This window comes from Alkaliphilus sp. B6464 (assembly GCF_018141165.1).
In the GTDB taxonomy this organism is placed as follows: domain Bacteria; phylum Bacillota; class Clostridia; order Peptostreptococcales; family Natronincolaceae; genus Alkaliphilus_B.
The window spans coordinates 656,378-678,378 of sequence record NZ_CP058557.1 but is presented as its reverse complement, the minus strand read 5'-3'; the positions used below and the strand labels follow the sequence as shown (position 1 = coordinate 678,378).

17 protein-coding genes are annotated in these 22,001 nt (G+C 32.5%); 16 read left to right on the top strand and 1 reads right to left on the bottom strand.

The window, feature by feature from the left end:
• The first annotated feature begins 142 nt into the window (after window positions 1-142).
• The 11 genes from HYG84_RS03310 to HYG84_RS03260 all read left to right on the top strand — a co-directional run bounded on the left by HYG84_RS03310 (window position 143) and on the right by HYG84_RS03260 (window position 14,310).
• Entirely contained in the window at window positions 143-502 is a 360-nt protein-coding gene (locus HYG84_RS03310) for a flagellar protein FlaG (RefSeq protein WP_212380713.1), read from the top strand.
• Between the two features lie 31 nt (window positions 503-533).
• A complete protein-coding gene (fliD, locus tag HYG84_RS03305; RefSeq protein ID WP_212380712.1) occupies window positions 534-2,207 on the top strand; it encodes a flagellar filament capping protein FliD in 1,674 nt (557 codons plus the stop codon).
• Window positions 2,208-2,260: 53 nt separating this feature from the next.
• On the top strand, window positions 2,261-2,641 hold the full coding sequence (fliS, locus tag HYG84_RS03300) for a flagellar export chaperone FliS (RefSeq protein ID WP_212380711.1): 381 nt from the start codon (window positions 2,261-2,263) through the stop codon (window positions 2,639-2,641).
• Between the two features lie 8 nt (window positions 2,642-2,649).
• Window positions 2,650-3,132: a flagellar export chaperone FlgN gene (gene flgN, locus HYG84_RS03295; protein ID WP_212380710.1), complete on the top strand. Its 483-nt coding sequence runs from the start codon at window positions 2,650-2,652 to the stop codon at window positions 3,130-3,132.
• Between the two features lie 874 nt (window positions 3,133-4,006).
• The gene (gene hpf / locus HYG84_RS03290; RefSeq protein ID WP_212380709.1) at window positions 4,007-4,537 is read left to right on the top strand and encodes a ribosome hibernation-promoting factor, HPF/YfiA family; all 531 of its coding nucleotides are present in this window, start codon (window positions 4,007-4,009) and stop codon (window positions 4,535-4,537) included.
• Window positions 4,538-4,774: 237 nt separating this feature from the next.
• Window positions 4,775-5,428 carry a hypothetical protein gene (locus tag HYG84_RS03285; RefSeq protein WP_212380708.1) on the top strand — a complete coding sequence of 218 codons (654 nt, stop codon included), beginning with the start codon at window positions 4,775-4,777 and terminating at the stop codon, window positions 5,426-5,428.
• Between the two features lie 223 nt (window positions 5,429-5,651).
• On the top strand, window positions 5,652-6,962 hold the full coding sequence (locus tag HYG84_RS03280; protein WP_212380707.1) for an HD-GYP domain-containing protein: 1,311 nt from the start codon (window positions 5,652-5,654) through the stop codon (window positions 6,960-6,962).
• A gap of 154 nt (window positions 6,963-7,116) precedes the next feature.
• Window positions 7,117-7,722: a DUF5317 domain-containing protein gene (locus HYG84_RS03275; RefSeq protein WP_212380706.1), complete on the top strand. Its 606-nt coding sequence runs from the start codon at window positions 7,117-7,119 to the stop codon at window positions 7,720-7,722.
• A 244-nt stretch (window positions 7,723-7,966) separates the two neighbouring features.
• Entirely contained in the window at window positions 7,967-10,642 is a 2,676-nt protein-coding gene (secA, locus tag HYG84_RS03270) for a preprotein translocase subunit SecA (RefSeq protein WP_212380705.1), read from the top strand.
• 16 nt (window positions 10,643-10,658) lie between these two features.
• A protein-coding gene (gene prfB / locus HYG84_RS03265) for a peptide chain release factor 2 (RefSeq protein WP_212380704.1) occupies window positions 10,659-11,769 on the top strand; the annotation gives its coding sequence in 2 pieces (ribosomal slippage) (window positions 10,659-10,733 and window positions 10,735-11,769; 1,110 coding nt in all).
• Between the two features lie 183 nt (window positions 11,770-11,952).
• Window positions 11,953-14,310, top strand: a complete 2,358-nt coding sequence (locus HYG84_RS03260) for a methyl-accepting chemotaxis protein (RefSeq protein ID WP_212380703.1) — start codon at window positions 11,953-11,955, stop codon at window positions 14,308-14,310.
• Window positions 14,311-14,360: 50 nt separating this feature from the next.
• Here HYG84_RS03260 and HYG84_RS03255 read toward each other — a convergent pair whose 3' ends face one another.
• Entirely contained in the window at window positions 14,361-14,807 is a 447-nt protein-coding gene (locus tag HYG84_RS03255) for a YaaR family protein (protein ID WP_212380702.1), read from the bottom strand.
• Between the two features lie 170 nt (window positions 14,808-14,977).
• On the opposite strand from HYG84_RS03255, the gene HYG84_RS03250 reads away from it, so the two are divergent.
• The 5 genes from HYG84_RS03250 (at window position 14,978) to HYG84_RS03230 (ending at window position 21,927) form a co-directional block, all read left to right on the top strand.
• Window positions 14,978-17,614 carry a DUF6240 domain-containing protein gene (locus HYG84_RS03250; protein WP_212380701.1) on the top strand — a complete coding sequence of 879 codons (2,637 nt, stop codon included), beginning with the start codon at window positions 14,978-14,980 and terminating at the stop codon, window positions 17,612-17,614.
• A 15-nt stretch (window positions 17,615-17,629) separates the two neighbouring features.
• The gene (locus tag HYG84_RS03245) at window positions 17,630-17,926 is read left to right on the top strand and encodes an EscU/YscU/HrcU family type III secretion system export apparatus switch protein (RefSeq protein ID WP_212380700.1); all 297 of its coding nucleotides are present in this window, start codon (window positions 17,630-17,632) and stop codon (window positions 17,924-17,926) included.
• Window positions 17,927-18,121: 195 nt separating this feature from the next.
• The gene (locus HYG84_RS03240; RefSeq protein ID WP_212380699.1) at window positions 18,122-18,991 is read left to right on the top strand and encodes a flagellin N-terminal helical domain-containing protein; all 870 of its coding nucleotides are present in this window, start codon (window positions 18,122-18,124) and stop codon (window positions 18,989-18,991) included.
• A gap of 76 nt (window positions 18,992-19,067) precedes the next feature.
• Window positions 19,068-19,556, top strand: a complete 489-nt coding sequence (gene fliS / locus HYG84_RS03235; RefSeq protein WP_212380698.1) for a flagellar export chaperone FliS — start codon at window positions 19,068-19,070, stop codon at window positions 19,554-19,556.
• 184 nt (window positions 19,557-19,740) lie between these two features.
• Window positions 19,741-21,927 carry a Tex family protein gene (locus HYG84_RS03230; RefSeq protein WP_212380697.1) on the top strand — a complete coding sequence of 729 codons (2,187 nt, stop codon included), beginning with the start codon at window positions 19,741-19,743 and terminating at the stop codon, window positions 21,925-21,927.
• The last annotated feature ends 74 nt before the right edge of the window (window positions 21,928-22,001 follow it).

Here is a 22,001-nt window from a genome sequence, read left to right as displayed (position 1 = left end):
TTATTCTACCACTTATAAGAAAAAATATATAGGTAAGAACTTATTGGATATATTCTGATATTAAGTTTTATTTTTTCTAAACTTTTATATAAAATAACCGATATAGTATATAGACAATACAATATTTTAGGAGGGAACCTAAATGAGGTTAGAAGGAGCACAACTAGGTACTATATATCCAGTTGGTCAAAAAACACAAGGGCAAGGAAGCCAAGAAAAAAATATTAAGACAGGGGAGCAGGGAGTAGGAGAGATTCTTCCTGGAGAAAAGGTTATACCAGAGGATCAGCTTATACAAGCTGTAGAGAAAGCTAATAAAAGTTTTGAACCCCTTGATAGGCGTTTTGAAATTTCAATGCATGATAAAATTAAGGCCGTAATGATTAAAGTAATTGACTCTAAAACTGATGAAGTAATAAGAGAAATTCCGTCAGAAAAAATATTAGATATGGTGTCTAATATGATGGAGTTAGCAGGTATTCTTGTAGATGAAAGGGTATAGTATACAATAAGATAAGATGAGGTGAGATATAATGAGAATTGCTGGTATAGCATCCGGTATGGATACGGAGCAAATGATTAGAGATTTAATGAGAGCAGAAAGGGTAAGAGTAGACAAGTTTTTTAGACAAGAGGAAAGTTTAAAATGGAAACGAGATGCTCTTAACACTACAAATAAAACATTAGCAGACTTTATTTTAAAGGCTAGAAGTGGCTTTGGATTAACTAGTACAACTAGCACAGGTACTATTCTAAACAAGACTAAAGATAGCTTTGATTGGGTGAAAAAGGTAAGTTCAAGTGATGAAAGCGTTATTAAGGCTACAGCTTCTGCAAATGCTATGGAGGGAACACATAAGATAGAAGTTGTGAATCTTGCTGAAGTTGCTAGTGTTACAAGTAAGGATATTAAAGATATAGTAAAAGAGGATGGAAGTTTTGATTTAGCAAAGCTTGGAATTGATGAAACTACGCCATTTAAGTCGTTGGTTATAAATGGGAAAACATTTAATATAGGTATTCGAGAAGCTAGTGAGGATTATGAGGGAGATATTAAATCTATTAATGGCCTTGTTAGCGCAATTAACAATGCAAAAGTAGGTGAACCAGGAAAAGAAGTCAGCCTTGAGCTTAGAGCTGCTTATGATAGTTCTTTAGGCAAGTTAATGATTAGCAGTAAAGAACAAGGAGCAGATCAAAGAATTGAAATTAGTGGCGACTTGACAGATAGATTTTTTAGAGATCCTAAAGGTACTGAAAATCCTACACATCCTATGGATCCTAGTAATCCAAATGCAGTTTTTATAGCTGAAGGAAAAGATGCTAAAATAAGGTTTAATGGGGATGAAATTACAAAACCTTCAAACAACTTCTCAATGTTTGGTGTAAACTACCAACTTCAATCAAAAGGAGAAATAACAGTTAATGTGGAATCTAACGTAGATGGTATAATGGACAAGGTTAAAAGCTTCGTAGAAGACTACAATGCACTGATTGACAATTTAAATGGTCTATTAAAAGAAAAGTCATATAGAGACTATCAACCTCTGACAAAAGAGGAAAAGGAAGCCATGAAGGATAAGGAAATAGAACTTTGGGAAGAAAGGGCAAAAAGCGGACTTCTCCGTGGAGATGAGTCCATAAATAGAATGCTTCAATCTATGAGGAGTGGATTATATAGCAAGGTGGAAGGATTAGAGGGCTTCAGCCATATTACCCAAATAGGTATTACTACAGGAAACTACCAAAGTGGTGGTAAGTTAGAGGTAGATGAAAATAAACTTAGGGCGGCTATTATTGACAATCCGGAAGGTGTTATAGATTTATTGTTTCAGAAATCCGATACTAAAGTAGTGAGCGGAGATAAAGAAAGTGCTGCTAAAAATCGTGCAGAGTCTGGTTTGATAGATAGGCTATTTAGTGATATGATTGTAGGCATGAAGGACATTGTTAGAAGATCCGGAACAGGCGATAATGCCAGTTTGTATAGAAGTGTTCAGTCTAACATGCTTATAGACTTTGTAACTAGTGGATCTATAAGTGTATTAGATAAGGATATTACTGGTGTTGGTACCCGTATAGCGAGAGAAGAATCTCTACTTACTTCCAAAGAAACACGTTATTGGAAGCAGTTTACAGCAATGGAAAAGGCGATGCAAAAGATGAACAGCCAAAGTTCTTGGTTATATGCTCAGCTAGGACAATAGTAATAAGTAAATCTGTGGTTGGCGGGCAATTTAGTTATTAGGAGGAAATGTAAATGGCAATGAAGAATCCTTATGGTCAGTACAAACAGAATAGTGTTATCACTGCAAGCCCACAGGAGCTTACACTAATGCTTTATAACGGAGCTTTAAAGTTTATTGGTATGTCTAAAATATATATTGAGCAAAAAGATATTCCAAAAGCAAATGAATCAATAATGAGAGCTCAGGACATTATACAAGAGCTTAACATTACTCTAAACATGGATTATGAAATTTCCACAGGTTTAAGAAGTCTGTACATATATATTTTAGATAAATTGGTGGATGCCAACATATCTAAGGATATTAAGCATTTAGATGAGGCTGCAGAGATGGTTACAGAGCTTAGAGATACATGGAAAGAATCTATGATAATCTCTAAAAGTGGAAGATAGGTGATTGGGTGGGAAGAGAAGAACTAATAGAATATTTACTTAAACTAAGTGAAGGAAAGTTGTTCTTAATTAATCAATTATTGACTTTAACTCAGCAGCAAAGCGAAGGTCTGGAAAGTGAAGAAAGTCATATATTAAATGAAATAATTGAGCAAAAACAAAATATTATGGGTAGAATTGATGTTTTAGATAAAGAATTTGTCAGTAAGCATGATTTATTAAAGGGCGAGTTTCTAATAGATAATGTAGAAACTATGCAGGCTGATGATAAGAACAATATGAGGCTTCTACAAGATAAAATTAGAGAAATACAAATGTTAACAGAGAAGATACAACAAATAGATAATGCTAATATTGAGAGATTAAAGAAAAATATGGAATTGGTAAAAAATGAGCTAAAAAAAGTTAAGTTTGGAAAAAAGATTGCCCAAGGATATGGTAATAATAAGGTAACAGATGGGATTTCGATTTTCGTTGATAAAAAGCAATAAATTAGCTATAATGGATATAGTGCATTTAAAGGTCTGTGGTTGAAAGTCCATGCCAGTCGCAGGCAAAAGGACCCACGTAAGGTAGTAAAATTGCTATTGAGCATGGTGCGGCTTAGAAGTAAGACCTGCCGATATATAAATCGAGAGGGGTAGTAGTGAAAGTAACCCCGTAGCGAACCCTCCAGCAGGCGAGTGTGGGGGCAAAGACCAGGTCAGCTTTAATGTACTATAAAAAAGTGAAAAATGTTGATTTTTATCTAAATAAGTAGATGACATGTATGTGTTGTCTACTTTTTTTATTTAGACATTTTATTTATTATAAATTGTAATAGTTTGTCCAAATGTTGGAAAATGCACAAAAATGAAGGAAAACGGATGTAATAATATTAATATATGAAGGTTGAAAATATTTGTACAATATACAGGAACTATTCGACAAAAATAGTTTGTCCCAGACTATTCACAGAACTATTCACAGTGTTATACCCTTTGAAAATAAGTTATCAACAAACTTATTAACATTATCCACAGTTATTATATAAACATATCCACAGGGATAACTTTTATTTATAAAAGAAAAAAATCAATATAATAATGAAGAATTCAATTAAATAATTAGTCATATATTATAATAATTATTCGATTATTATAATATATGTATATATATGCTGAAAAACTAAAATTATTACTAATTTTAGTTTGATAGATATATATTTGGGTAAAATAATATAAATCAATTAATCAACTATAAAAATTATCTAATTCGAATTAAATAAGATGTAACATCAAGGTTAAACATGTTTAATAATAAGGATTGATATTTTAAGTTGACTAACCTCAGCTTAAACTCTATAGATTGAAAGGAGCTGGATTTATGAAAGTAATCGTTAGTGGGAGAAATGTAGATATTACAGACGCTTTAAGGGACACAGTACAATCTAAGCTAGGTAAGCTTGATAAGTTTTTCAACAAGGAGCTGGAAGCGCAGGCCACATTATCAGTTCAAAAAAATAGACATATTATAGAAGTGACTATTCCTATTAATGGCTCTATACTAAGAGCAGAAGAATCTACAGAAGATATGTATGGCTCTATTGATAAGGCAGTGGATAAATTAACAAGACAGCTCAGAAAGCAGAAAAATAAGCTTGAGAATCGTAATAATAAATATGAAACAATCCGTTTTGAAAATATTCCAGCTTATGAAGAAAGTATGCAGGAATCTAAAATTGTTAAAACAAAGCGTTTTGCTATGAAGCCAATGAATGCAGAAGAAGCAATTTTGCAGATGGAGCTTTTAGGACATAGTTTTTATGTATTTGCAGATGCAGAAACTGATGATGTAAATGTTATATATAAGCGTAAAGATGGAAATTATGGTTTGATTGAACCTGATTTTGAATAAATAGTAGTAATAATTTTATATATTGCAGGATGGCCTAGAGCCATCCTGTTTATTTTGTAGAAAAAATAAATATTAGAATAAAAATAGAAGGAAAAAATAGAAAATTGTAGAATATATAGCATTGGCATTGTTCAGCACATAATATTTATTCGAATTATTGTGGATAATTAGATTTTTATCCAGAAAAATATTACAAATAATATATAATTGGTTTTCGATATATGGGGGAGAAGTTGTATGGAAAATATGCAGAACTTATCTTTGGAAATAGAGAAAATATTAAAATGTATACCAGGGGTTCTTTTTACTAAAGTAATTTCAGAGGAAAATATTGAAGATTTCAATATCGAAGAAATACATATTGTTGCTACTACTGAAAGAAATCCTAAGCAAATTTCAAGGGATATTCAATCTATTATGAGTGCCAAATTTAATTTGGACTTTGATCATAAAAAGGTTAGTATTGCCCAAATCGAATATGAAAACACGACTAATACTATACAAGGCAATAAGAGATTAAAAATTGCTGGTATTGATTATGCCATAAAAGGAAATCAAGTAAAAACGGAAGTAATACTACAATATGATGATAAAACATATACTGCAGAGGAAATAGGACCTAATACATTATCTAATGTTTATAGAATTTTAGCTAATGCAACATTAAATGCTATTCATAAATATATTGATAGAGAGCATGTGTTTGCAATTGAAGATATAGAGAGGGTTAAAATAGGGAAAAAGGAAGCAGTCATTGTGGCTGTAAGTATTGTTTCTTCAGAATATGAAGAAATATTACTGGGAAGCACCCTAATTAAGGAGGATGTTCGTGAAGCTGTGGTTAAGGCTACCTTAGATGCCTTAAATCGTAGGCTACCTAAATTTAGTTAGTACCTTAGATCGACTAAATTGACAAAAAGTATAGTTTTGAAGCCTTTCCTAGCGTAGCGTAAGCTCCTATTGTATTAGCGTAGCAATAGAGATTATGCAAGGGGGGCATATTTTAATGACAATTTTAACTGCTATTTTAGAAGTTTTAACAAAAGCTGTTGGAAACCTTACTTGGTTATAATAGTCATTAGTCGATCTAGGTTCTATATTTTGGAGGAATAAAATGAAAAGCTTACCCATTAATCTTAAAAAATATATATTAATTATTATGGGTCTATCAATTTTATTATTGTTTACTATGGTACGTTTGTATAGTATACCTGATTATTCTATTTTTGTAATATTGACTATATTGTCGATAATAGTAGAATCATTAGTTGTTCCTATACCCGGAGGTGCAGCTATATCAGTAGGTTATGCAGTTACATTTACTGCTATGATTATTTTAGGTCCTTTGGGTGCTGCTGTTTGTTGTTCGATCGGTGTAATGTTGAGATATGCCAAGTTGTCAGATGGATCAGTAAGGCATATAGGAAATACACCGTTGTACAAAGTGCTTTTTAATGGTGCTCAAGCCTTGATTTGTATCGGTTTAGCATCTATAGTTTACTATAGTTTTGATACTAAAATTGCAGATTTATTATTTTATAAAAATATAATTCCTTTGGTAATCTCTATATGTGTTTATGTACTTTTAAATGTTTTTATAATAACTAAATTACTTTCTAAATTAAATAATGAATCTTTTAGGAAGATGTTTATTAAGAATATAAAATGGCTACTACCTAATTGTTTTGTAATTGCATCCCTAGGAATTTTTATAAGCATATTATACCTAAATTATGGAACAGCAATTATGCTATTATTCTTTGGTCCACTTTTATTAGCAAGACATTCGTTTAAATTATATTTAGAAATGAAACAAGTTTATATTGAAACAGTTTATGCTTTAACTAAGGCGGTGGAAGCTAAGGATAAATATACTAATGGCCACTCCCAGAGGGTTGCCGAATATGCTGAAAAGCTAAGTGACAAGATGAAACTTGGATATAAAAGAATAGAAACTTTAAAAACAGCTGCTTTACTTCATGATGTAGGTAAAATAGGAATAATGGATAATATTCTAAATAAACCCGGAAGATTAACAGATGAAGAGTTTGAAACTATTAAAAAGCATCCTGAAATTGGTGTGGAAATTTTAAGTTCAGTAGACTTTCTAAAGGAGATAAGAGAGATCATTTTAAATCATCATGAAAAATACGATGGAACTGGATATCCTTCGGGATTAAAGGGAGATGAAGTGCCAATTGAAGCATATATATTATCTATTGCAGATGCATTTGATGCTATGACTAGTGATCGTTCTTACCGTAAAGGTATGACAGTGGAAAAGGCAATAAATATTATTGAAAAGGATGCTGGAACCCATTTCCATCCACTGGTAGCAGAACAATTTATAGAATTAATAAAAAAAGAGGTTGAAGAGCAGGAAAATGTACAGAGTAGAGTATTAAAGGCTCAATCAGCTAATTAATAAATCCTTAACCCTATCATATATTTGATTTGGTTAAGGATTTGTTGATTTTTGTTAAAGTTTTATATAAATAAAATATTTAGGAGGAGAAGAAGAATATTTGGAGAATTTGTAATATAGTTAACTGTTAATTTTTCAGGGGGAGTGTATTTTTATGATATTTGAAGGATTAATATTGGGAATAATAGTCGGAAAGCTTCGGGGAGGCAATGTAAGAAACCTAGGTAAGTTTATGTTTAAATCTTCTTTTCTATTGGTTTTTTCATTGATACTGCAACTAGGGACATCTATTTTAATTTCTATTGGTTATGAAAAGGTTATAGATAATCGAATGTTCATATATATTGTTGCCTACATTATGCTTTTTATTGTTTTATTTTTAAATTTAGGTAGAGGTTCTGTTTGGTTTATTTTAATTGGTGCTATTGCTAATTTTGCTGCTATAGTATTAAATGGAGGAAGCATGCCTATCGATGTTGCTATTCTAGAAAAAATGAATTTTGAAAATATGCTTCAATCAATTAAGATAGGGGCAATGCCTAATTATATTGATATTAATGAGGCATATTCTTTTACAATTTATTTAGCTAAAAGGTTTGCTACTCCTATATGGTATCCTTTCAAACAGATATTTAGCGCTGGAGACATAGGTATATCTTTAGGCCTTTTATTATTTACTCAAGGGATAATGCAGCTTAATAGGCATCATTATCCATCAAAAATTTTGAAGTTTGATTACCGTGGAAAAATGAAGCTGTAGGATCCTTGTATATAGTGGAAAAACTAAGCTGAGATAATATCTCAGCTTAATTAATGTAAATATAATATAAATTTTAAATATATGCTGTAGCTGTAGTGGTTATATTAAAAAGTATGTACAAATGATATGTATAAATGATATATTTAGACATATATTGTAATTTAGGATTTATTGTATTGTTAAATAATTAATGCTAAAATAATATGATAGGTACATTAATAATGAAAATATTGAGGTGGATATGGTGAAAAGATTATTTGAAAAGGTTTTTGGCACCTATAGCGAAAGAGAAATTAAAAAATTAGATAAAACAGTTGATCAAATAGAAGCTTTAGAATCTGAATATGCAAAATTAACTGATGCTGAGCTACAGGATAAGACTAGACAATTTAAAGAAAGATTAGAAAAGGGAGAAACATTAGACGATATTCTACCAGAAGCCTTTGCTACTATACGTGAAGGTGCATGGAGAACTTTAGGAATGAAACACTATAGAGTACAACTTTATGGTGGTATAGTGCTTCATGAAGGAAGAATCGCGGAGATGAGAACTGGAGAAGGTAAGACTCTAATGGCGACTTTACCAGTATATTTAAATGCTCTAGCTGGCAAGGGAGTTCATGTTGTTACTGTTAACGATTACCTAGCAAAAAGGGACCAAGAGGGTATGGGTAAGGTTTATAATTTCCTTGGTTTAACAGTAGGAGTAATTGTACATGGAATAACTAATGAAGAAAGAAGAGCTGCCTATAGATGTGATATTACCTATGGAACAAATAATGAGTTTGGATTTGACTATTTAAGGGATAACATGGTAATTCACCTTCACGAAATGGTTCAAAGAAAATTGAACTATGCCATTGTAGACGAGGTGGATAGTATTTTAATTGATGAGGCTAGAACACCATTAATTATTTCTGGTCAAGGGGAAAAATCTACTAAGATGTACTTTATTGTAGATCAATTTGTTAAAACCTTGAAGAAGGAAGTTGATTTTGTTCTGGATGAAAAGGCTAACTCTGTTACTTTGACAGAAGAAGGTGTTGAGAGATCAGAAAAACACTTTGGAATAGAGAACCTGTCAGATATTTCAAACATAGAGTTATCGCATCATATTAATCAAGCATTAAAGGCGAATAACCTAATGAAACTAGATAAGGATTATGTTGTGAAGGATGGAGAAATCGTTATAGTAGATGACTTTACGGGAAGATTAATGTTTGGTCGTCGATATAGTGAAGGGTTACACCAAGCTATAGAAGCAAAGGAAGGGTTAGAGGTACAAAGAGAATCTAAAACCTTAGCTACTATTACATTCCAAAACTACTTTAGAATGTACGACAAGCTATCTGGTATGACTGGTACAGCTAAAACGGAAGAGGAAGAATTTATGTCTATTTATAATATGGATGTTGTTGAAATTCCAACTAATAAGCCTGTAATTAGACAAGATACATCAGATCTTGTATATAAATCAGAAAAAGGTAAAGTAATGGCCATAATAAAAGACATTGAAGAGAAAAATAAAAAAGGCCAACCTGTTTTAGTAGGTACTATATCTATAGAAAAATCTGAGGAGCTTGCTAATGCATTAAAGAGAAGAGGAGTGCCTCATGAAGTGTTAAATGCTAAGCAACACGAAAGAGAGGCTGAAATTGTTGCACAGGCTGGACGTAAAGGCATTGTTACTATTGCAACTAACATGGCTGGTCGTGGTACGGACATTCTTCTTGGAGGTAACCCAGAGTTTTTAGCAAAGCGTGAAATGAAAAAGCAAGGTTATAGTGATGAAATTTTGTCTATGGTAACTAGTCACGGTGAAGCTACGGATGAAGAGTTAGTAAATGCAAAGAAAAAATATGAAGAAATCTATAGTAAATTTAAGGTAGAAACAGATAAGGCCCATGAGGAAGTTAAGTCAGTAGGAGGACTTCATATTATAGGTACAGAAAGACATGAGTCTCGAAGAATAGACAACCAGCTTAGAGGTCGTGCTGGACGTCAGGGAGACCCAGGTTCAAGTAGTTTCTATATATCCCTAGAGGACGATCTTATGAGATTATTCGGTGGAGATCGTATGTTAGGTCTGGTAGAAAAAATGGGACTTGCTGAAGATGAAGCCATAGAACATAAGCTTTTAACTAGTTCTATTGAGAATGCACAGAAAAAGGTAGAGGGAAGAAACTTTGGAATACGTAAACACGTACTTCAATATGATGATGTAATGAATAAGCAAAGAGAAGTTATATATGGTGAAAGAAAGAAAGTATTAGAAGGAGAGAATATGAGGGATCATATTTTCAACCTATTAGAAAATATTGTTGAAGACGGTATTGCTATTTATACTGCTGATGCCAAATATCCTGAAGAGTGGGACCTAGATGGACTAAAGGATTATTTAAGCAATATGTTTTTACCAGCTAATTCATTAGAGTTTACTAATGTTGAAGATTTAACCATTGAATCATTAAAGAGTCAAATAGTTGAAGTGGCTGGAAAGATATATAGCGAAAAAGAACAGGATATTGGCGCAGAGCGTATGAGAGAAATAGAAAGGGTAATTTTACTTCAAGTAATCGATACAAGATGGATGGATCATATAGATGCAATGGATCAATTACGTCAAGGTATAGGATTAAGAGCTATTGGGCAAGAGGATCCTGTAAGAGCGTATCAAATAGAAGGATATGATATGTTCCAAGAAATGATAAAGAGCATTCAAGAGGAGACTGTTAGATATTTATTTAGTATAGAAAAAGAGGTAGTTGTTGAAAGAAAGCAAGTAGCGAAACCAATTGCTGCTAGTCATGGAGATCAAGATGGGAAAAGTTCTCCTGTAGTTAAAAAAGAAGAAGTAGGTCGTAATGATCTTTGTCCTTGTGGTAGTGGTAAAAAGTATAAAAAATGTTGTGGACAATAAATAATGGGGTGAAAAAATGCTGAACTTAGATAATTACAAACAGCAACTTTTCAAACTTAATGAAGATATTAATGGAATGAGGGATTCACTTTGACATTGATAAACTAGCTTCATTAAGCGAAGAACTAGAATATAAAATGGCAGAGGAAACCTTTTGGAATGATCCACAGGAAGCTCAAAGTACTTTAAAAAAGGCAAGGAGTTACAAAGACAAAATAGAGAACTATGAAAAACTAATAGAGGTCTATGAAGAGTTGGAAATGATGACTGTCTTTATTGAAGAGGGAGATACAGCCTTTGAAAAGGATTTAATTAAAGGCATAAAGGAGCTTGAAGATCGTATTGATACAATAAAAATTGAAACTCTTCTTCAAGGAGAATACGATAAGAGTAATGCTATTATATCTATCCATGCAGGGACAGGAGGATTAGATGCTCAAGATTGGGCAAAGATGCTTTTGAGGATGTATACTCGTTGGGCAGAAGATAAAGCATACCAGGTTAAAACCTTAGATATTTTAACAGATACAGAAGCCGGTATTAAAAGTGTTACTCTTCTTATTGAGGGAATTAATGCCTATGGATATTTAAAGTCGGAAAAGGGAGTGCATAGGTTAGTTAGAATCTCTCCCTTTGATTCCTCTGGTAAAAGACATACTTCATTTGCATCTGTAGATGTTATGCCAGAAATTGATGATTATGTGGATATTCAAATTAATCCAAACGATATTAGGGTAGATACCTATAGAGCTAGTGGTGCTGGTGGACAACATGTTAATAAGACGGATTCTGCCGTTAGAATAACCCACATTCCTACTGGACTGGTAGTGCAATGTCAAAATCAAAGATCCCAGCATAGCAATAGAGAAACAGCAATGAAAATGCTTATAAGCAAGCTAGTCGAATTGAAGGAAACAGAAAAAAAGGAGAAGATTGAAGACTTACAAGGTGAGTATAATCAAATTGCATGGGGAAGCCAAATACGGTCCTATGTTTTCAATCCGTACAACCTAGTTAAAGATCATCGTACTAATGTGGAGATTGGAAATATACAAAGTGTTATGGATGGAGATATAGATCCATTTATAAATGGGTATCTTAAAGTAAACCTAGACAGTAATGTCTAGGTTTATTTATTAAAGCCTAACATAATTATAGTTGAATATTTTCTATGGAGATAGAAAAAGGTCAGATAAATAAAGGGAAAAGGACTTTCTCGTCGAAGTATTAGTCAGAAGATTTATTTGTTTTATGTTTATTTAGCAAATATCCTAATTAAGCATTTTAGAGAGAGTAAAAGGGGGATTAGAATGAAGCGGATAGTATCTAAAAGGTCTAAGAAGTATGCAGAAAATTTAGTCAATAATAATAGTGGGAAAGATAAAAAAAGAAAAAGCATAAAGACTAAATTAATGAGTATAGTATTTCTATTATTATTAATTCCAATTCTTTCGAACACTATTATTGCATATTATATAGATTCTCGGGATATCAAAACTAGGGCGGAAGAAACAAACAAAAATATCGGAGATTCTATAGCGACCCAAATCGATATATATATACAATCTGTAATGAATACAATGCAGTTACTTGCATCTACTAATGATTTTACTGAAATGGATCGCTATGAAATGGAAGATGTTTTTAAAAGATATGCTTATCAAAATAAGGATTTTATCGGATTTCAATACATAGATTTAAATGGAAACGTTATTGTTAGCAATCTAGGTAGTAAAGATGAAAATGTATCTGAAATGGACTGGTTTAAAAATGCTAAGAGTGGCAAGCTATTTATTAGCCAATCTATTAAAGCTGATAAAGGTAGTCAGGTTGGTATGATGATCAGTGTTCCTATTAGTAATAAGTTTAGCGCAAGGGCAGGGGTGCTGGCTGTTATGGTAGGTATGAACCAAATAAATGAGCTTGTAAAGAATGCTACAATTGGTGAGGATGGTTATGCTTATGCCATAGATGAAAATGGATATGTTGTTGGACATAGGCTGACTACAGAATATGTTTTAGGACGATATAATGTTTTCTATGGAAATTCAGAAGATGTGAAAAAGGTGGGAAAATCAGAAGATGATGTAGTATATGGAGTAAATAATCAATTAGAAAAGAGCCTAATCACTGGATCTAAAGTAAGAACAAATAATTGGATAGTTATAGTAGAGCAAAATGAAGATGAAATACTTGGTCAAACAAGAGTGTCTTTAAAAAGAAGCTTAATAATTGCAACTATACTTTTAGTTTTATCATTGATTGTTACATATATCTTTTCTACAGTATTTACACGTCCTATTACAAAATTAGTAGATAGTGCTATGAAAATAAAAGATGGAGATCTAACAGAACGTATTGATGTGACCATAGATAATGAAATAGGTCAACTGCAGGAAGCTTTTAACGAAATGACCATTTCTATAGGGGATATTTTAAGTGAAATAAATAGAACTACAGATGAAGTAAATAGCTTTATTGTAGATTTAAATGATAATATTGAAGTAAGTTCTAAGGCTTCTATGGAAGTTTCTCAAGCTATAGAAAGTATGGCATCAGATACTACCCATCAGATGAATAGTGTTGAAGGCACAGCTACAGCTATTAGCAATATGGTGAATGAGATTGATGAAATGACTGCGCGATATAATGTGGTAGTTAAGGCTTCGGAGGCGGCTTCTAGTTTAGCACAAAATGGTGCTGAAAATATAAAAAATATACAGGATATGATGGTTAATATTACTACTGCATCTAGCACGACTGCAACTTTAATACGAAATTTAGATAAGCATACTCAAAATATTGGAATGGCAGGTCAGCTTATTACCCAAATAGCAGAGCAAACAAATTTATTAGCTTTAAATGCAGCTATAGAGGCGGCTAGAGCTGGAGAACACGGCAGAGGATTTGCCGTTGTGGCTGATGAAGTTAGAAAACTGGCAGAGCAATCTAAAGATGCATCTAGTGAAATTATATCCTTAATTAATAATATTCAAGTAGAAACAAGAAAAGCTGTAGAAGTTATAGATCAAGGTGCTGAAGGAGTAAAGCAAGGTAACCTTGTTACGGATAAAGCTGCAATATCTTTTAATGAAATTGTTGAAAAAACTAATGAGTCCGCAGAGGCCATGAGAAGTCTATCTGCCAATATAGATAAAATATTCCAGGGTGTTGCTATTGTAGAAAATACAATAACAGAAGTATCTGGCGTGGCTCAGGCTACAGCAGCAGGTGCTGAGGAGATACTTGCAAGCACAGAGGAGCAAACTTCCGTTATCCAACATATGAATACATCTGCAGATACATTAAGTCAAATGGCCCAAGGACTAAAAGGGCTTGTAAACAGGTTTAAAATAAGTGGTATAGAAGATGAAGTATCTATGACTTATTTAGCGGATGAAGATAGTCAATTAGTTATAGAATGTGAACAGGATAATTTAAATACTGATAATGATTTTGCATACGATATTCAGGAGGAAGAAATATTAGCAGATTCTATTACAACTAACAATAAAGAAGTAATACAGGATTTAGAGGGTGAATATAAGGAAGTAGATTTGGAAGTAGCATGTACAGAAACAGTTGAAGCCGATAAATACGATGAAATAGCAGATGAGTATATTGTAGAAGATAATATTCTAGAATATGAAGAAAAAATAGTTGAATAAAATAGAAATAAAAAGTCCCTTAACTCCTTTGAGTTAAGGGACTAAATTTTTTACATAAAGACATCAAGTAGCATACCACGAATATCGTCTAGGCGTTTAACAATAGACAGACGATCAACTTCCTTGTTTAAAAACTCCTTAGTTATAGCTTCTAGCTCTCTATCAACATTTTTAACTACAGAATAAACTCTATGTCTTCCACGTCTATCGAGAAAATTTTGTTTAGAAAATTGATGGGAGTTTTTTACCGCCACATCTAAAAATTCCTTAACTAGACCTTTATATCGTATCACTTCACTTAGATGGAGTTTTTCATTTATCTTTTCTGATTGGGCTGTAATTTGAGTAAATAACTTTTCCAAATGATCTCTTACTTGCTCTGATTTTATATTTTGAAACTTTTCGACAAATTGACTGTTACGGACCTCGGATCTTTTATTTGAAGTATTAACTATATTTCCCATTTCTACAGGACCAATGCCTTTAATAGAATCCATTCTCAAAACACCTTCCTTTATACCTTCTATTATATACTATCGGCAAAATAAGTGAAATACATTAGGGCTGTAACATTGGATATATAATTATAGAAATTAAAGAAAATCTGATTAAATGTCGATAACTATTTGAGAGAAGAAGTAAATATAGATTGAGGGTGAAACTTTTGATGAATAATAATATATGGAGAAAAGGTGTATATAGCAATGTGATCAATTCATATATGAAAACACCCAGCAATTCTAAAATAAAAGGAACCTTGCTGGAGATAAATGAAAATAGAATAAAGCTTAGTATCGGAGACCAAAAAGCATTAGAGATTACTCTAAATAAGCCATTAAAGGCAGAGATAGGAGATACTGTAGTAATAGATAGAAAAGATATAGTAAAGTCACAAATGGTTAATGTGGTAGAGACACAGTCTATCAAAAACTCCCAAAGTAAATACGATTATATTTTAAGCTCATTAGGTATTTCTAAAAAGGAAGAGAGTATTTGGGCTGTAAAAACTTTAGATAACCATGGTGTAGATATTACAAAAGAAAATATATTATCCTTCATGTCTGCAAAGGAGCAGCTGGGGAGTATAAGCGAAAAGCTAGATTATGACACTGTTATTAAGCTTAAAGATAAGGATGTAGATTTTGAAAAGGAGTCACTTCAAAAAGTGCTACAGGAAATGCAAAATGTACAGGGAGAAAAGCGGCCTTTTTCACTTTTACGATTTTTAGGTATAAAAAAAGATATGTCTACAGAGGAAGCTGAAAAAATTTCCTATAATTTATATGGAAGCAAGATGGGTAAGGACATTACAGATATTATTAAGGCTCTAGATAAAGCTGGACTAGAGCCTACAAAGGAAAAGATAGAAGAGATAAATACTGTATTTTCAAAGCTAAACAATATCGAAAATATAGAAGATAAAACTATAATTGATAGTTTGAAAAATAAAATAGATACATCTATAGATAACTTATACAAACTAAAAAATGCAGTGGTAAGAGGTGCTATACATGCTGAGGAAAAGCTAGGGCAGCTGGCGAGTAAAGTATATGGAGCATATAGTGGTGCAGTCAGTTCTGTAACGGAAAGGGATCTTAGTCAAATAGAAGAAGATATTCGAGGCCGATTAGAAGAATTGGGCATAAAAGCTACAGAAGAATTAGTAAAACTATCAAAGGATGTTATAGCTAGAGGATTAGATTTAACTAAGGAAAATTTAGAGAAAATAATGGCTGTAAAGGGCGCAATTGCAGAACTTGGCTCTAGTCTGGACTACGAGAAAACTGCTCTATTAATGGCTTCCGGTGTGATAGTAGAGAAGGTAGATGTTGCAGAGCTTGTTAATATGGTGGGAGTAGCTGAGGAAGGTATTAGTTTAGGTTTAAATAGACTTGAGATATTGGAATTAATTGAGAATATAGATATAAAGACATTAGCTCTACATATGAAGCTAAGTCTACCGACTACTTTAGAGAGTTTGAATATTTCTCAGAGTCTACTCGATGGGGATATTACAGTTGAGGAATGGATAAACACTTTAAGTGATTTAGATGGTGTAGGAGATATATTATCTAAAACAGATGAATCTGATCTAATAGCTATATTAGATAGGCTAGCTAATAATGAAACATGGGAGCTAGATATAGCTGCTCAAACTTATTTAAGATCTAATGGTGATAAATTAGGCCCTATAATGGATGAAGGTTATAGAAGTGAAATGGCCAAGGCACTACTTCAGAATGGTATTACTCTTAATAATATAAATATGCAGGAAATCTATATGACTAAAAAAAGTTTAGATAGGGTTTCAGATAATTTAACATCTGATGTACTCCAAATAGCCACAGAGGAAGGTACAGCAGTAGAAAAGCTAAGCTTAAGTAGATTAGCTGATATGGCAACTTCCTTAAATGGAGATAAACTCAAAAAGGATGAAGGAACTGAGAGTACTTTAAAAAATACTGTCCATGTGGCTGAGGCAGTAGACAAGATGAAAGATATGGTGGATGCTCTAAAACAGATTTCGCCTGAAAGGCGAGATAGCATAATTTCTTTATTAATGAAAAATGCAATGCCTTTAACATTAAAAGAAGTTCGAAATTTATCATTTTTTTTAAGTAACGAGAGGCAGATAGGCCAGCAGCTGGATGAGATATTGGACTTAATTGATAAAAATAATAATGATGATGTTATTAAGCTTTCTGAAGAACTTAAAAAAAATCTTATAAAAATAAATAGAGATATTAAAGATGGCAAGCAAATAGGTGAACGGCCTTATGAGGAGTTTTCCAGAATGCTTAAAGAGTTGGAGAGTAAGTCATCCTTCTTATCTAGCGGAGAGAGAGCAACGCTACAAAAAAGTGCTGAAAAATTACTGGATTCTTTGGAACTACAACTTCATTTAAACAGAGAGGATACGCTTTTGCAGCTTCCATTGATGATGGGAGATCAACTTAAAAATCTTCAGATGTATATTATGAGAGATAAAAAGGGTAGCAAAAAAATTGATCCGAAGAATATGTCTGTACTATTAAACTTTGATACAAATAATATGGGTAATGTAAATATTTATGTGGCAGTTAATTATAAAAATATAGTTATGAAGATGGGATTAGCTAACAAGGATGACCAGAGTCTTGTTGAGAGCTACTCTAAGGAGCTGGAAAAGTATTTAGAAGACTTAGGTTATGATCTAAAGGATTTATCCTTTAGAATAGATGAAGATAATCATATAACTTCTATGATTAAAGAAACTGAAGGTAGCCATCGTACACTAAAAAATCTACTTGATGTGAAGATTTAGAATAGGAGTGATATGGTGGAGAAAAAAGCCAAGGTAAGACAGGCAGTAGCCCTTAAATATGACTTAGAAAAAGATAGTGTCCCTATTATTACAGCTTCTGGACTAGGCACAGTGGCAGATAAAATTGTAGAAAAAGGAATAGAAAGTGATGTTGCTATATACGAGGATGAAAGGCTGGTGAAGGAATTGCTTCAATTTAAAGTAGGTACAGAAATACCGCCAGAGCTTTATGAAATCGTGGCTCAAGTCCTAATTTTTATAGAAAATATAGACCAAAAAAAAGGTTCTGCAAAATACACTAAATATTACTAGTAAAATCTATAAAGATTTTGATAGAAATAGACGATAACTATTCTAGTAAGCAATTATTAAAGCTAATTATTGTAGATAGTATTTTTACTATACGAATACTTGCATCAATGAAATATGAATTTTAGATTGAGTTGTAGTTGTAAATGAATTAATATAAAAAAACAATATAAACTTAAATTTCAAGGGGGAAACAAAATGCGTATAAACAATAATATACCTGCACTTAATTCACATAGAATGCTGAATAGAAGCTCCAATGCATCTGCAAAAGTATTGGAGAGGCTTTCTTCTGGTAAAAGAATTAACCGTGCTGCAGACGATGCGGCAGGAATGGCTATTTCAGAAAAGATGAAAGCCCAAGTAAATGGACTTAAAATAGCTTCAAGAAATGCATTAGATGGTATATCTTTAATACAAACTGCAGAAGGAGCTATGAACGAGGTTCATGCAATGCTCCAACGTATGAGAGAGTTAGCTGTACAAACCTCAAATGGGGTTTATAAAGATGATGATATAGAATCTGTTAATAATGAAATACAGGAATTATTAGAGGAAATAGATAATATAGCAAAGACTACTCAATTTAATGGTAAAAATATTTGTAACACTACTGATGAAATCCAACTTCAAATCGGCGCCAATGAAAATGAGGTTATGAAATTTAACCTTGTGGATATCACAACTGGAAACTTAAAAATTGATGTTTTAAAAACAGAGGTACCTGATCCAGACAATCCTACTGGACCTCTTATTCCTGGTGATAATGTAATTAAAGATAATGAGTCTGCTTCGAAAGCGATTACAATAATAGATAAGGCTATTCAAACAGTATCAGAAGGCCGTTCAAAACTAGGAGCAACTCAAAATAGGCTAGAGCATACTATTGCTAATGTAGACAATGCTGCAGAAAACTTAACTGCTGCTCTATCTCGTATCGAGGATACTGATATGGCATTAGAGATGTCTGAGTTTACTAAGTATAATATTCTAGTCCAAGCTGGTACTGCAATGCTTGCTCAGGCAAACCAGAGACCGCAAACTATATTACAACTTTTAGGCAACTAATTAGAAACCGCATGAATGTATGTTTTATGTATAGTTTTAATACTATAAAATTATACACATGTATCGAGGTGAAAAAATGATAGAAAAAGAATACTTAGCTAATCGGGTAGCTAATGCCAACGATGCACAGCTAGTTGTGTTAGTATATGAAGGACTAATAGATACAATAAAAACTGCTATTGAAGATATTGAGTCTAAAAGTCCAGACAAGCTAAATATTTCTATTAATAAAATTAGAGAAATTTTAGCTGAGCTTTTAGCGACCCTTCAAGGTGATTTCGAAATTGCTAATAACTTAAGAAGTATTTATGTTTATTTAAATAAAATAGTTACAGAAGCTGAATCGAAATGTGATAAAGGAAAGCTGGAGGAAGCTATTAAAGTAATAACTCCTCTATATGAAGCATGGCAGGAGCTTGGAGAAAAAGACGAGGTATCTGCAACATCCTCCCAAGTAGGTACAAAATCTACTAATGGACCAGCTATTGTTGCAGGCATGACCTACGGAAAGGGCCAGCTTAATGACTATGTAATCAATAACGATGATAGATGGCAAAAGGGTTAAAATAACAATAATGAAGCATCCTAGTCTTAGTAGAGTGTAAAAAACATTCTAAAGACTAGGATGTTTTTTAATAGTCTTATGGGCCAGTATATTCACTAGCATCAGACGAATTCTTGAAACTTTTTATAAAATTAAGTATCATTATGATATAATAGCCCTATAAAAAATCAGAGAGGAGAATTTTATGGATATTATAAAACAACTGATTAAAGAGTTCGGAATAAAAGAAAGTCAGGTAAGCAGCACTATTCAATTAATAGATGAGGGAAACACTATTCCTTTTATTGCTAGATATAGAAAAGAAATGACTGGCGGATTAAGTGACGAGGTTTTAAGAGATCTTTATGACAGGCTTATATATTTAAGAAACTTAGAAGCTAGAAAAGAAGAAGTTATAAGACTGATTAATGAGCAGGGAAAGTTAACGGAAGAATTAAAAAAGGATATATTAGAGGCTGATGTGCTTCAGAAAATAGAAGACCTATATAGACCATTTAGAGCTAAAAGAAGAACTAGAGCTACCATTGCAAAGGAAAAAGGTCTAGAGCCATTAGCCGAGTTAATATTAGAGCAAAGTGTTATGCAGGGAACTATTGAGGATATGGCTCTGCCCTTTATTAATGAGGAGTTAGAGGTAAGTACTGTGGAAGATGCAATAAACGGAGCAAAAGATATAATAGCCGAAATTATATCCGATAATGCACAGTATAGAGAAAATATAAGAAATATGAATATTAAAAGTGGTACAATTAAAAGCGAGGCAGTAGATAAGGAAGAAAAAACTGTTTATGAAATGTATTATGACTTTAATGAGGCTGTTAATAAAATTGCAAACCATAGAGTGCTAGCTTTAAATAGAGGAGAAAATGAGAAAAAACTTAAAGTAAAGTTATTAAGTCCGGAGAATGAAATAATAGAATATATAACAAAGCAGGTTATAACAAATAACAAAGCAATAACAAAAGAAGTATTACAAGAGACTATAGAAGATTCTTATAAACGACTAATATCGCCTTCGATAGAAAGAGAAGTTAGAAATCTATTAACAGAAAGAGCAGAGGAGGAAGCTATAAAAGTATTTGGTAAAAATACAAAACCTTTATTATTAATTTCTCCTGTTAAAGATGTTAGGGTTTTGGCTATTGATCCAAGTTATAGAACTGGATGTAAAATTGCAATTTTAGATGAGACTGGCAAGTTATTAGATTATACTACTACTTATCCTAATGCACCTCATAACAAGATAGAAGAATCTAAAAAAGTTATTAAAGAATTAATAGATAAGTACAATATAGATATAATTCCAATTGGTAATGGAACCGCATCTAGAGAGACGGAGCTACTTGTGGCAGACACTATAAAAGAAATCGTTAGAGAAGATGTATATTATACAATTGTCAGTGAAGCAGGAGCTTCTGTATATTCAGCATCAAAACTAGCTACTGAAGAATATCCAGATATAGATGTATCTATTAGAGGAGCTATTTCAATAGGGCGTAGATTACAAGATCCTTTAGCAGAACTAGTTAAGATTGATCCTAAAAGCATTGGGGTTGGTCAATATCAGCACGACTTAAACCAAACTAAATTAGGAGAAACACTAAAAAATGTTGTGGAGGATTGCGTTAATAGTGTTGGAGTAGATTTAAATACTGCCACTCCATCTCTACTTCAATATGTATCTGGTATTTCATCTGCCGTAGCTAAAAACATTGTAAAATATAGAGAAGAAAACGGAAAGTTTAAAAGTAGAAAAGAGCTTACAAAGGTGGCAAGATTAGGTGGTAAGGCCTTTGAACAATGTGCAGGCTTTTTAAGAATTTCAGATGGAGTTAATCCATTAGACAATACTGCTGTACATCCAGAGTCTTATGAAATAACTATGGGATTAATAGAAAAGCTTGGGTATACTACTGAAGACATAAGAGCAGGTAAGCTAAAAAATATAGAGGAGAAAATATCTGAGTATGCTAAAGCATCAGCAAAAGGATTAGATAATCAAATAAAAATGCTGGCAGATGAATTAGGTATAGGAATACTTACCCTAAACGATATAATAGAGGAGATAAAAAAACCAGGTAGAGATCCTAGGGAAGAGATGCCAAAACCTATATTTAGAAGTGATGTTTTAAAGATGGAGGATCTGAAGCTAGATATGATTATGACAGGTACAGTAAGAAATGTAGTGGACTTTGGAGCTTTTGTTGATATTGGTGTAAAACAGGATGGACTGGTACATGTTTCTGAGCTTAGTAATAAATTTGTAAAAAATGCAATGGATATTGTATCTGTTGGTGATGAGATTAAAGTTAAAATTATTGGTTTAGATATTGAAAGAGGAAAAATTTCACTTAGCATTAAGCAGGTTTAAAGAATTTAAAAAATAGAAACTTTTTTAAATTTAAAAGGTCTAATATAGGAATGGCAAAAAACAGTAAAAATATT